Source organism: Pseudoflavitalea rhizosphaerae, from assembly GCF_003991355.1.
GTDB classification, from domain to species: Bacteria; Bacteroidota; Bacteroidia; order Chitinophagales; family Chitinophagaceae; genus Pseudobacter; species Pseudobacter rhizosphaerae.
This window is the reverse complement of record NZ_RCSU01000008.1, coordinates 107,066-119,692: the sequence shown is the minus strand read 5'-3', so window position 1 is coordinate 119,692 and position 12,627 is coordinate 107,066. Positions and strand designations below refer to the sequence as shown.

11 protein-coding genes are annotated in these 12,627 nt (G+C 45.8%); 3 read left to right on the top strand and 8 right to left on the bottom strand.

From position 1 onward, the window contains the following. The 5 genes from D9Y29_RS15110 to D9Y29_RS15090 form a co-directional block, all read right to left on the bottom strand. Entirely contained in the window at positions 1 to 951 is a 951-nt protein-coding gene (locus D9Y29_RS15110) for a nitrilase family protein (RefSeq protein WP_127129614.1), read from the bottom strand. 72 nt (positions 952 to 1,023) lie between these two features. Beyond that, positions 1,024 to 1,821 carry a helix-turn-helix transcriptional regulator gene (locus D9Y29_RS15105; protein WP_127129612.1) on the bottom strand — a complete coding sequence of 266 codons (798 nt, stop codon included), beginning with the start codon at positions 1,819 to 1,821 and terminating at the stop codon, positions 1,024 to 1,026. Positions 1,822 to 1,875: 54 nt separating this feature from the next. Continuing rightward, positions 1,876 to 2,781 (bottom strand): NAD(P)-dependent oxidoreductase, encoded by a 906-nt coding sequence (locus D9Y29_RS15100; RefSeq protein ID WP_277601128.1) that lies wholly within the window; start codon positions 2,779 to 2,781, stop codon positions 1,876 to 1,878. 107 nt (positions 2,782 to 2,888) lie between these two features. Further along, the gene (locus D9Y29_RS15095; RefSeq protein ID WP_127129608.1) at positions 2,889 to 3,353 is read right to left on the bottom strand and encodes a hypothetical protein; all 465 of its coding nucleotides are present in this window, start codon (positions 3,351 to 3,353) and stop codon (positions 2,889 to 2,891) included. A gap of 308 nt (positions 3,354 to 3,661) precedes the next feature. Then, positions 3,662 to 4,471, bottom strand: coding sequence for an AraC family transcriptional regulator (locus D9Y29_RS15090; protein ID WP_127129606.1), 810 nt, complete (start codon positions 4,469 to 4,471; stop codon positions 3,662 to 3,664). Between the two features lie 115 nt (positions 4,472 to 4,586). On the opposite strand from D9Y29_RS15090, the gene D9Y29_RS15085 reads away from it, so the two are divergent. After that, the gene (locus D9Y29_RS15085) at positions 4,587 to 5,651 is read left to right on the top strand and encodes an SDR family oxidoreductase (protein ID WP_206513796.1); all 1,065 of its coding nucleotides are present in this window, start codon (positions 4,587 to 4,589) and stop codon (positions 5,649 to 5,651) included. Positions 5,652 to 5,692: 41 nt separating this feature from the next. Here D9Y29_RS15085 and D9Y29_RS15080 read toward each other — a convergent pair whose 3' ends face one another. Further along, positions 5,693 to 7,909, bottom strand: coding sequence for an alpha-N-acetylglucosaminidase (locus D9Y29_RS15080; RefSeq protein ID WP_127129602.1), 2,217 nt, complete (start codon positions 7,907 to 7,909; stop codon positions 5,693 to 5,695). Positions 7,910 to 7,939: 30 nt separating this feature from the next. Continuing rightward, a complete protein-coding gene (locus D9Y29_RS15075) occupies positions 7,940 to 10,111 on the bottom strand; it encodes an alpha-N-acetylglucosaminidase (RefSeq protein ID WP_127129600.1) in 2,172 nt (723 codons plus the stop codon). 180 nt (positions 10,112 to 10,291) lie between these two features. On the opposite strand from D9Y29_RS15075, the gene D9Y29_RS15070 reads away from it, so the two are divergent. Continuing rightward, complete coding sequence (locus tag D9Y29_RS15070; RefSeq protein ID WP_241237950.1) at positions 10,292 to 11,509, top strand: ROK family transcriptional regulator; 1,218 nt, start codon at positions 10,292 to 10,294, stop codon at positions 11,507 to 11,509. Positions 11,510 to 11,523: 14 nt separating this feature from the next. Here the strand turns inward: D9Y29_RS15070 and D9Y29_RS15065 are convergent, their stop codons facing one another. Then, positions 11,524 to 11,760 (bottom strand): RNA recognition motif domain-containing protein, encoded by a 237-nt coding sequence (locus tag D9Y29_RS15065; protein WP_127129596.1) that lies wholly within the window; start codon positions 11,758 to 11,760, stop codon positions 11,524 to 11,526. 273 nt (positions 11,761 to 12,033) lie between these two features. On the opposite strand from D9Y29_RS15065, the gene D9Y29_RS15060 reads away from it, so the two are divergent. Then, the gene (locus D9Y29_RS15060) at positions 12,034 to 12,558 is read left to right on the top strand and encodes an RNA polymerase sigma factor (protein ID WP_127129595.1); all 525 of its coding nucleotides are present in this window, start codon (positions 12,034 to 12,036) and stop codon (positions 12,556 to 12,558) included. The last annotated feature ends 69 nt before the right edge of the window (positions 12,559 to 12,627 follow it).

The window sequence follows — 12,627 nt, the reverse complement described above, 5'->3', positions numbered from 1 at the left end:
TTATTGTTTGTTTATCCACGCCACCTTCTGTACCGGCTGATGTGCCGCTGCAATGATGGTCCCGTACAATTCCGGCCGCCTTGCATTCCTGTACCGGCGGCCACCAGCCAGCGTAAGCTTTTCCGGCGTCAACGTAGCGATGGCAATATCATTACCCAGTGTTCTGCATTCCGCCATGATCTCGCCGAACGGGTCCAGGATCATGGAGCAACCATTCTTCAACTGATCATCATCCATCCCGATAGGATTGGAAAATACAGCATATACTGCATTATCATATGCTCTTGCAGGCAACCATTTCATCAGCCAGCTGCGTCCCTTCGGCCCATCAAACTCCTCCCTGAGCTTTCCGGCATTTGCTTCCCGGTCGAGCCAGAGTGCAGCATCTACAAAACCCGCGCCAGGCCTGGGGGAAGGCGTACACATGGTAACATGCGGCATGAAAATGATTTCAGCGCCCAGCAGGGCAGTTGCCCTCACGTTCTCGATGATATTATTGTCGTAACAGATCAGGATACTGCATTTCCAACCCAGCAGGTCAAAAAGCACGTATTCATTACCGGGAGTTAAGTGAGGATTGATGAAAGGATGCAGCTTCCGGAATTTCGCTATCATCCCCGAACCATTTACGCAAACATGGGTCTTGTACATTTTTCCATCTGCCGTTCTCTCGAACAAACCCGCCAGCAGGATAATATCATGCTTTCCTGCGATAGAGATCAATTCCTGTACACTATTCCCGTCCGGAACGGGCTCGGCAATTTCCCACAACCGTTCCCTGCTGAGATGCCTGGCAAAACTGTATCCGGTAACTGAGCATTCGTGAAAAGCTATCACCTGCGCTCCGCGGGATTTGGCCGTTGCAGCCAGATTGCTGACCTGTTGCAGGTTCCAGGCTTTATCATTACTCCGGTTCTCGAATTGTGCAGTGGCTATTCTGATCGGTCCCATCTTTTTCAATTATGAACGCAAGTTAATTTGGCCATTCTGCTGCCGATTGTAAAAAACCGACAAGCATTACAATTACAATCGCAGAAAATTGAGTGCGAGGGGATCTACAGTATGTTGGTACTGCCAGGGAGTGATCCCCGTATATTTTCTGAAGTCTTTGATGAAATGCGCCTGATCGAAATAATCGTTATCATAAGCAATGGCAGTGAGGCTTTCTTTGTGCTGGAACTGTTTCAATTTTCTGGCGCTTGCATTCATCCGCACGATTCCAGAATATTGCTTGGGTGTTATGCCGGTATGCTGTTTGAATTTCCTTTCCATCGTCCGTTCATTCACCTGCAATTGTTTCAATAAAACATGCACAGGAAGACTGCCTTCGCTGGCCCTGATCTGTTGAACAGCCTGCAGCACCAGGGCATCGGGTTGTTTGCTTTTTTCGGAAATCCGGAGCAACCAGGCATTCAGCAACCCGATACAATCGAATACGGAAGCAGCTTGCCTCAAACGGTCAGCCATATATCCGGCGGCCCTGCCCAATACTTCCTGTGCCGGAAGGAAACAATCTTTCAATTCCGTTGCAGGTACATTCCAGAGATGATAAGCGCCGTATGGCTGCAATACCACAATCAACCAATCGATGGGGCCACTGAAAGAAAGATCCCGGAAGTTGTTCAGTTGTCCATATAACCAGCAACTATGCGTGGCTGCCGCATCATTACTTATTTTCAGAGTGGTTGCTGCAAGATTGAATACGATGCCCGTATTGCCATCCGCAAAAAAACGGTGAATGGAATCCCCGGGCCCGCCGGCCTTCAGCACCAGGTAATGCTTCACGATATGTGCGATATGGGGAGATGGGGGCAATTGCATTTTTCTATTATTGCAGCAGCTCAAAGATAGATCAACTTCCGGTGATCATTGCTTTTATCGATCGGGAGAATTGATCACTTTCAAAACAGCCGTCACTTCCTGGTTTTCGAATCCACGAACCCGTGCTTTCTGGAGGAGTCCTGCCATCACGTTGGTGAATGCAGGGTCCAGCTTTGCAGCCGAAACCGCGTCTGCAATCCGTTGCGTGGCGCCTACACTGATCATCAGCGGGCTCTGCGTGATATTGTAATTATCTTCCTGGATCATGTTCACTTCATGTTTGAAGAATTCAATAAAGGAAGGCGCAATTTCTCCAACAATATCCCTGAAGTCATGCAATTGCATGCCTTCTGCCTGAACCAGTGCTACACCATACAACAATCCGATATAAGAACCATACACCCATGAAAGTGTTGCCAGGTCCATCGCGGGTGAAGCAGATGCATTTACTCCCAGGAATTTGATATTGCCTCCCAATACATCGAGTACTGTTTTGACTTCATCGAAACTTTCTTTATTGCCAGCCATCAGGATTGTAGTATCAGGCTGTCCCATCTGTTCAGGAGCTACCTGGATTGCGCCATTGAGATAAGCGCCACCTTGCACTGCCAGCCTGCTTTCAAGTTCTTTTGCTTCCTGTGGATTACCTGTAGTGAGATTGATAAACGTCTTTTTGCTGAAACCAGGTTCACCCGCCTGGTCGAGAATGGCAGTAACAGCATTATTATCCAGCACACAGATGATGATGACCTCATTTACCGAAATAGCTTCTTCAACGGTTGTTGCTACTATTGCACCATCGATATCCCTGGCTTTTGAAATATTCCGGTTCCATACAGTTACCTGGTATCCTTGACCCAGGTACATTTCAGCCATTCTTCGTCCCATTTGTCCAAGCCCCAGAACAGTAATCCGTTTTTCCTGAATTCTCTTTTCCATCATTTTGTTTTTTGATTTGATGGAGTAAAATTCTGGAAGGCAGGCCGCTCAAACAATAAGGGAGAATTTATTCAGGCAGGGAAAAATTTTTCCCTGTCCGCCTGGCGGGCATTGTATTGAATCATCCTTCATGAAGGATCATTGGTTTCATCAGTATGATCAAGATGGATCCTCGCAGTGAAATTTTTCTCCAGAACGGCAACTGGCGGTTGAACAGCAAACTGGTCCTGCTTCTTTGTATATGGGCCATATCCATTGACCATCACTTTATTACTAACGGATATGGTCAGGTCCTGATGATAAGCTACAAACCAGTTTGAATTTCCGGGCTTATCAAAATAAATGGATTTCGACACAAAATAATTCTCATCAAATGCTGCAGTGATCAACTCCTTTAGCTTTTGATTCAGAACCATCGTTACCAGATCCGGAATTTCTTTCATCACCTGTCTGATGGCAAACAGATCAGTTGACCTGCGGAATGCAGGTCTGTCGGTCATTGCATTTTCTATTGCACAAACCATTTCATTTACTTCCTGCGGCGAATAGAAATCATTCAGAATAGCGAAACCATTTTTCTTGAATTCGTTCATGCTATGAAGTTAATGCTAACATCTGTTTATCGCTAATTGGGTTAAAAAACGGTGTGCGGAAAGAGAGCGTTTAAATAGTTTTGACCCGTCCGACAAAATTGCACGGCGGGATCTTAATCCCCTGTGAGCATATGTAGTTTTAGAATCAGTAGTGTCCGTAAAGCAGGAGCCCGGCAACCAAACATGCGATTAGTCCTGATGCCTATCAGCAGAAAAGCATGCTGTCCGCGGATCCTGCTTCTTCTTTTTGGATGGTACACCTTTGCGACTCTCGCATTTATGGCGGTAATTTTTTTGTAAAATATCGTTTATAGGACCCGGGGCTTAGGTTCAGGGCGTTTCAATAGTTTGCTCACATGACTTTCATCTGTGAGACCAAATTCGGCTGCGATCTGTTTCAAACTGTATTCGCCCTTATCAAGTCTTTTCCTGATCAGGGCATTGCGGTATTCCTGCACATAATCCCTCAATGTTATACCTGCATTCTTCCTGAAGTACCTTCCGATATAATCCTCAGTGGAGTTGAATTGCTTTGCCAATACTGCAGCCCGAAGCTTTGCAGGTGAATAAATGAACTTGTGGATATAGCAAAACAGGGCCTGCATATTCTTCGGCTGACCTGCTGTATCCATCATTTCCGGCAGGTTCCTTTGAAGGATACTGGCAATGGAGATCAACTGCATCCAGATCAGTTGTTCATTTCCTGCAGGATCATCTTTCAGTGAAATGATTACCCTGAAGAGATGATTCACTGTTTGCTGGTCCTGCGAAGAAAATCGAAAACCGGAATAATGTACATCCCTTCGTTTGATCAGGTACTCCAGCTGTTGAATACCATTGAAATAATGCGCATCCTGTTGATGTATGTATTCATCGGTAAACTTCACGTATACGAACCTGGTAGTTTGATGAATATCGAAGTAATGTGCATCGTCAGGCCCGATGAAGAATACATTTCCGGCGCTGTAGGGTAGTGACGACTGGTTCACCCGATGAATACCTTTTCCCTTGCTGATATAAATGATCTCGTAATGATTGTGCCTGTGAACAGGATGTTGCCATTCACTCACTTCAAAATCCGAAATCAAAACCGGCTGGAATTGCCTGTACTGCATCATATTGGCAATTTACCAATATTAGGCGGAATTATACAAATACTATAAAGTCGCTTTTTCCCAATTTTAAATCCTGAGGTTGGCCACCCGATTATAGATAATCAAACAAATGAATCAGATGAAATCAAAATATACAGCGCTGGTAGCAGGCGCCAATGGAGTCATAGGCAGCAGTCTCATCGAATATTTACTAACACTGGATAACTGGCAGGTGATCGGCCTTTCACGGAAGGGTGGACAAAACAGAACCAGGCTCCGTCACATTTCAGTGGACCTGTTGAACCAAAATGAAACAATAGAAAAACTACAACAGCTAACAGAGGTAACACATATCTTTTATGCAGCTTACCAGGACCGGCCCACCTGGGCAGAACTGGTGCCACCCAACCTCGGCATGCTGGTTAATTTAGTGGAAGCAATAGAACCTGTTACCAGGGACTTGCAGCATATCAGCCTGATGCAGGGTTACAAAGTTTATGGTGCACATCTCGGACCTTTCAAAACACCCGCACGCGAAACTGATGCCGCTCATATGCCTCCGGAATTCAATGCAGACCAGCAATATTTCCTGGAAGAAAAACAAAAAGGGAAAAAATGGACATGGTCCGCTATCCGTCCATCTGTAGTTGGAGGAGCCGCCACAGGTAATCCAATGAACCTGGCCATGGTGATTGCCGTGTATGCCAGCATCTCCAAAGAGCTCGGCTTACCCTTGCGTTTTCCCGGAAAACCCGGCGCTTATAATAAACTCCTCGAAATGACAGATGCAGGGCTCCTCGCCAAAGCCACTGTTTGGGCGGCTACTGATCCACGCGGCGCCAACCAGGCATTCAATATCACCAATGGCGACCTCTTTCGATGGGAAGAGCTCTGGCCTAAACTGGCTGCATGGTTCAATCTTGAAACTGCGCCGCCCTTACCCATGCAACTGCAGGTGATCATGGCTGATAAAAAAGAATTGTGGAAATCGATCCAGGAAAAATACAAGCTTGAAAAATATTCATGGGAAGACATCTCTTCATGGGCATTCGGAGATTTCGTTTTCGGATGGGATTATGATATGTTTGCCGACAGCAGCAAATCCCGGCGATCCGGCTTTCATGAATACATTGAAACTGAAACCATGTTCTACCAGTTGTTCGATGAATTAAGGCAAAAGAAGATCATTCCATATTGTGGCTAGACGGCCTTTCGCCAGAATGAGTGTGGCCGGGAACTTCATTATCAATAAGCAGCCCGTAATATTTCGCGGTACTTTCCATGAAGCTGCTTTGCTATATCAACAGGATTTCCTGATGACTTTACAGGATATTCTTTCTTTTCATTTACCCAATTCCATTCCCAGCCCTTCATATCTTTTTCGAAAGCCTTCTGATCATAAGCTTTTCCATTATCGAATGCGGCATCAGCAACGGCATAGAATTGCATCCACCGTGGTTTGTAAAAATCTTTCAACATGCCTGACCACTGCTTGCAGGCATATTCATGCAATCCGCTGTTCTTGTTGCCCCATAGCGTGATCAGGTTTCGTGCATTTTTTTCGTAGAGGGCTGTTTCAGCCGGATTCGTTCCCCATCTTTTGGCATCGTTCAGCCAGCGGCCAAGCAGGAAATCATCCTGTGCAGCAAGTAATGATTCCATGTCATCGATCACACCAATGAACTGGTTGAACAATTTACGGAACTGCTCCCTGTTACCAGCCTGATATGCACCAGCAAACTTACGCTGCAGGGTATCAGCAAAATTGGCAAGCACCTGGCGTGTGAGGTCGGTGAGATCATAACGGTAACCCTCACTCTGTTTCAGTTCATCCGCAGCTGCCAGCAAATGATCCCAGGCCGGCAACAATTCCCCGGGTTTGTATCCTTTTTTAGTATTTGTACAAGCAGCTTTTTCTGCAAAAGTGGGCCTTGCCGTTATGATGCTTTCGGGGCCACCGTTGGAAACACCTGCATTGTATACGGTATTTTTCATCACCATCCAGGCCTGTTCAGCATTGGTATTGGTCTTTCCATATCTACGAGTAATATAATCCTTCAGCCATTCATCGAGGGCAATGGGTTGATCACGCCAAACATTTTCCAGCATCAGCGCATACATCACAGGATTCTGTTCAATGGCTTCCGGAGTAAGGCCGATACCACAAAGATTTCCGGCTGTTGCATCATTCAACAAAGAAGCAGGCTTATTTGCTACTTCATCCATTCGTCCATACATGCTGATATTGCCGCCGAAATTATGCAGCATACACCAGATCCAGGGCTTGCCGTAGTAAGCTTCGGTCTTGTTCCAGACAGGATTGTTCTCACTCCAGAGATCGAGTACGATCATTTTGTTGTTCGGCACAGCATTCAGCAACGCTTTGATCTGTGGCGTTTTCCAGAAACTTGCCTGAAAATGGAATAACCATCCCTGTATGATCCACTTTGCTTTTGGATCAGCAGCAGACATTGCCTGGTACACTTTTTTACTTACTTCGCTCAGGAAAGTACTGTCGTCCGTGGGAGGCTTGTTCTCATTGAATGTATCGGAAGAGTACAGATGGTCCGTCCCGAACGTTTTGGTTTGCTCTTCGATGAATCGTTTACCAATCATTATGAACAATGGATCATTCGGATCCAGGATAGACACATGCGGAAATCCGGACCATTTGGTTTGCTTTAGCTTGGCATTCGGGAATTTATCTTTGAATGCCGGGGGCACATGTCCTGTAAAAGCAGGCAGGATGGGCGTCATACCCAACTCACGCTGACGGGCAAGGATCTTTTTTTGCAGTTTTTCATGACTTACCATCCAGCTCATGGGAAGCGGGCCGCCCCATCCATCCAGGTTGCCCATCCAGAACCAGTTGAAATAAGCAGGTCCACTGAAAAATCCTTCCAGGTCCTTTTCGGAGAATCCAAGACTTTTGTATACACGATGCCAGATGATATTTTGCCCGGTTAGCGCCAGCGGCATATTGATGCCATTCAATGCCATGAAATCGATCTCCTTTTCCCAGCGCGCCCAATCCCACCAGCTCATGGTATAATTGAATGTGCAATAATTGAGGTAGTACCGGTAATCGTAAGGTGTTTCGTTCATAATCTTTGCAGGCACTTCCGGCAATGGATCGGGAATGTTAAGATTCGTACCGTTCCACCCGATATCGCAGCGGGCAAATGTTTTCAGGTAATAGTTGAGCGCACTTGCAATGGCTATTCCATTGGTGCCAGCCAGTACGATCCTGTTGTTCTTCGAATACAGTTCAAATACATCTTTCCCTTTTCCTGAATTGATGATCTTTACTTCAAAGCTGCTATGCAGCCTTGCAGGCAGTATTCGTTTTACAAGACTATAGGCGGCGGCTTCGGCTTTCTTTCTGTTCGGGGTTCCGGCCTGGACGTTAAGGGTAATGATGGCTATTATTGTAACAGCCAGCAATATTCGTTTAGCATTCATAAGTTTACTTGAAATTGTATGCAGTGGGTCTTAGTTATTATTTACCAGTTCAATCGCTTTTTGCAGTGGATCAGGATAAGGGGAGATTTTGCTGATACCCGGACGGGTTACCCATCTTTCTTCCCAGTTTTTACGATCGAAATTCTTATTGAACAGGGTTTCCCTAACTCTCGGCACATAGTAATCCCTGATAAGACCACTCCAGATGCGGGCTGCATAATCATCCTGGAATCCACCCCAGGTGGTGATCAGACGCTTTGCATTTGACTCGTAATAGTTTTTGTCTTTTTCATTATTCCCGTGCAAACGCGCATAATCAATCCAGTTTTGCAGCCTGTTCATCGGATGCGATTCCAGCAGTGAATCCACCTGAAGCAACAACAGCATGGCTTTATTACCCAATGATGTTTTCAATGCATCATTGCCTGCAGAATCGGCCTGCAATGCCTGTTTATAAAATTCATCTGCTTTCAGTCCGAGATAGAGTGAGCTGAGTTCAAGCGCATCGTACCTGTACATCTTATTATCCTTCATCTCACCAGCAGCAGCCAGGAAATCCTTCACACCTTTGAAGAAAGCAGGATCATCATTCACACTTCCTTTTCTTCTTGTATCGTATTTCACTGTTTGCCATACAAATCTTGGATAAGAACCGAAGGAATCATAACAGGAAGAGAACAATGCCTGACCGGCGGATACGATCGATGTATTTTCATCGCCATATCTTGCCCGGCAATATTCCAGTCCCCATTCTTCCAGGTTGATCTCTTTGTTGGTCCAGCCCATATCGGAGATCAGTTCATAGATCAGTTCATTATTCTCGATACCTTCAGGCGCATGACCATAACCGATCATACTTTTGGAATAAGGCGACTTCAATGCTTCGATAGGCGCTGATGCATAAAAGGAAACCACACCGGTATAAGGCGTCTTACCGCCGAAATTGGGTACGAAACTGTAGATCCATTGTTTTCCGTAGAAGCCCGCATGTGTTTTCCAAACCGGATCGATATGCCATACGTAAGGTGGATAATCATTTCCCAGATCAATGATCATCATCTTATCATCCGGAACTTTGGAGAGGAGCGACTGCAATGTGGGCTTATCCCAGAATTTGTGCTGATAGCCAAAGGTCCATCCCTGTGTAACCCATACGGCATCCGGGTTTCCGCTGATGATGGACTCATACACAGACCTTCCGTAATTGGCAAGATAACTGTATTTCTTTTCAGGATGATCATTGTCTACCGGTACATCCATTTCATTGAAACAATCGGCCAGGTAGTATTTATTTTTCCCGAATTCCTTTTCCCATTCTTCGATGAAGAGCTTGCCGATCTTTTTGAACCAGCCTGTTTCCGGCGACAAAACATAACCATTATCCTCAGCCGCAAATCCACCCCATTTCAGTGGATTGAGTTTCAATTCCGGGTGCAACTTCGCAAATGCGGGAGCCACAAATCCGGCAAAGGCCGGCGTTATGGGCGTGAAGCCCAGTTCTTTGATCCTGCCCATGATCTTTTTCTGCAATTGCAGCTGACTGTTATGCCAACCGTCAGGGATAGGACCGTCCCATTTGTTCAGATTTCCCATTCTATGCCAGGGCAGATGAGCGGGGCCGGTGAAGAAATCGTCCATATCTTTTTTCTTCAATCCCAGTTTCAGCCAGACCCGTTCAGCAATAGCTTCACTGGCAACAGTGGCCAATGGCATATTGATGCCATGCATTGCCATCCAGTCCAGTTCCTTTTCCCAACGGGCCCAGTCCCAATACGGGGTAGTATAACCGAAAGTGACCACATTGAGGTAGTAGCGGTACTGGTAGGGCGTTCCGCCGATAAGATCAGCATTGGGCCAGGAAGCAGGCGGAGTAATGGTCCCACTGCTCCAGGTATACATAATGTTACAGTATTTTTTGAGGTACTGGTGGAAACCGAAACAGATGGCAGATACGCTGTTACCTGAAATGGCCAGCTGTCCGTTCTCTGCTTTCACATGGAAGCTGTCAATCCCGGTAGCGGTTGCAAGATAACTGAGCTTCACGTTTGTAATGCTGTTTCCCGTTACGCGTTCCAGAACAGCTTTGGATGCGTCCACAACCTGGCTGGCATCGGCAGTTTGTGCATTTTTTTGCTGTGATAAACTTTGCAGGCTTACTGAAAGCACAACACAGCAAAAGAGCAATCTTGTGAATATCCTCATAGTTTGAAATTCCGTTAAGACTATGATTCAAATTTAAAAGTCTTTATTAAAGATTCAAGAGTATTTATCAACAAAAAGAAAATATTTAATGCAACAACAACAACTTCCATAAAAATTTAATAGAAGATTAGAGAGAATATTCTGAACCTTTTGTATCTATGCAACACAATATTCTGCATAGTGGAAAAGAAAGAATTAAAGAAACTGGAAATCTTAAGGTCGTTACTCGAATCGGAAAAAAGCATCGCCGGGCTCTGTGAGCATATTAACATAAGTACCCCCACCTGTTTGAATTTTGTGGCCAATCTCCTGGAAGAGGGGGCAATTATGAAAAGTGGGCAGGGGCAATCCATCGGCGGACGTAAACCGGACCTGTATGCGCTGGTGCCTGGTAAATATTTCGTACTGGCCATCGAGCTGGAGCGATACCAGACCAGGATGACGATACTCGATAACAGCTACCGGTACAGCATACCCGTAAAGACCTTTCACCTCAATATCGCAACAGAAACCGATCCTGTTTCGCAATTACACAATATGGCTTCTGAGCTGATCAGCGAAGCGGGTATCGATAAGGAAAGCCTGATCGGGATCGGCATCAGTATGCCCGGACTGGTAGACTCCAAAAGAGGAGAGAATTACACTTTTATCATTTCCACAAACCAGCTGCATTCCCTGCAACAGGAACTGGAAGACACATTCAGCAAACCCGTTTTCATTCAGAATGATGTGAAATGCTATGCCATTGCAGAAAAACGTTTTGGCCTGGCAAGAGAAAAAAAGGATGTGATGGTATTGCTGATGGACTGGGGCATCGGTCTTGGTATCATCATGGACGGAGAGCTGCGCGGCGGTACTGCCGGCTTTTCCGGTGAGATAGGGCATATTCCGCTGATAGACGATGGCATACTTTGCTATTGTGGCAAACGCGGTTGCCTGGAAACGGTAGCTTCCGGCGTAGCGCTTGCGAAGATGGCAAAAGAAGGCATCCTCTCCGGTCAGGATTCTTTACTCAGCAAAATATCCAATAGTGAGATCGATAAGATCGAGCCGCATGTAGTGATCGATGCAGCCAATCTCGGTGACCAGTATGCGATCAATATCCTTGCGGATGTAGGATCAAAAATGGGGAAGGGAATCGCTACCGTCATTCAATTGTTCAATCCCGAATTGATCATATTGGGTGGCAAGATGGCGAAAGCGCGCCAGTACATCACCATTCCCATGCAGCAGGCTATCAACACTTATTGTATGACGCAGATCAGGGAGAAGACAAGCATTCAGGTGTCTGAGCTCGGCACAGATGCCAGCATACTGGGAGTTACGAGTATGGTCTTTGAAAATTATTTCGATCAGCAGATCGCGCAGGCCCAGCCGGCAAAACAAAAAAAGAAATAGAAATAGTTCAGGGTTTACAGGCCCAGTTCAAATACTTCAAGATAATGGTCCATGAAGAGCAGTCTGTCCAGCGCCGCGATTGCCACGAGCCCGGCGGGATAATCGATCCTCACAATTCCATAACAGGAAGTCCTGCCCGCGGGATCATCCCTGAGGATTCTTATTGATCTCACATTACCAAAAGGAAGGAAGAGTTTTTGCAGGTGCTCCGCCGTAGTGCGGCGATTCAGATTGGTGATGGCGATTTTCATTACAATAATTTGGAACTGCAAGGATGGTTTTACTGAAGTTAACCTTTTTTAAAGCTCCGGCCAATTCCATTTTTGGTAAAAACTCCTGGCTAAGATCCTTTACAGGTAGCAGATTTGTCGCCTCAAATCCTCGTTTTTTTGCCGTTCAGGTAAATTAAAACTTCATTTAACTATATCATTTACATTTGTTTGGCCTGCTAATTGCTGTAAGGCGCACCAAAACCTGATCGCTAATTGAAGCCTAATGAACCATCGTATGAAAAATTCTTGCTGATGCAGGTTGCATCGGGCGATGAACAGGCATTCAGAACACTGACCCATCAATACTCCGGCCTCGTTTTCAAATTCATCTGTCAACACCTGGAAAACAGGCCCCTTGCCGAAGAGCTTGTCCAGGACATTTTTGTGAAGCTCTGGCTCACGCGGGAAACACTGGCGCAGATCGAGAGCTTCAGGTCTTTCTTACTTATTATTTGCAGGAACCATGCATTCAATGCCCTGAAGAAAATGGTGAGGGAAAAGAACAGGGAATGGGAGTGGAGCCATGATTCGCTGCAGGAGGCCGATGAAGAAATCTACCAGCAGGAACACCTCTTGCTGCTGATAGACGAAGCGGTGGAAATGCTGCCACCGCAGCAACAGAAAGCCTGGATACTTTGCAGGCGGAATGGTTTGAAATATGATCAGGCGGCAGACGAAATGAAGATCTCCAAAGACGCCATCAAAAAATATCTTCAGTACGCGAACAACGCAATCAAAAAATACATTTCAGGAAAATTGCCCGTTTATCATCCCTGATTGTACATTTTTCCTGAATTTTCCTCGCCCGATATCCCCTTTTTATCTTTCCTGTTGTCTCTCGATATA

Bases quoted from the DNA above. Each gene is read 5' to 3' on its own strand.
- D9Y29_RS15065 (WP_127129596.1), bottom strand. From the start codon at position 11,760: ATGAAAATCGCCATCACCAATCTGAATCGCCGCACTACGGCGGAGCAC.
- D9Y29_RS15110 (WP_127129614.1), bottom strand. From the start codon at position 951: ATGGGACCGATCAGAATAGCCACTGCACAATTCGAGAACCGGAGTAAT.
- D9Y29_RS15085 (WP_206513796.1), top strand. From the start codon at position 4,587: ATGAAATCAAAATATACAGCGCTGGTAGCAGGCGCCAATGGAGTCATA.
- D9Y29_RS15060 (WP_127129595.1), top strand. From the start codon at position 12,034: ATGCAGGTTGCATCGGGCGATGAACAGGCATTCAGAACACTGACCCAT.
- D9Y29_RS15075 (WP_127129600.1), bottom strand. From the start codon at position 10,111: ATGAGGATATTCACAAGATTGCTCTTTTGCTGTGTTGTGCTTTCAGTA.
- D9Y29_RS15095 (WP_127129608.1), bottom strand. From the start codon at position 3,353: ATGAACGAATTCAAGAAAAATGGTTTCGCTATTCTGAATGATTTCTAT.
- D9Y29_RS15105 (WP_127129612.1), bottom strand. From the start codon at position 1,821: ATGCAATTGCCCCCATCTCCCCATATCGCACATATCGTGAAGCATTAC.
- D9Y29_RS15080 (WP_127129602.1), bottom strand. From the start codon at position 7,909: ATGAATGCTAAACGAATATTGCTGGCTGTTACAATAATAGCCATCATT.
- D9Y29_RS15090 (WP_127129606.1), bottom strand. From the start codon at position 4,471: ATGATGCAGTACAGGCAATTCCAGCCGGTTTTGATTTCGGATTTTGAA.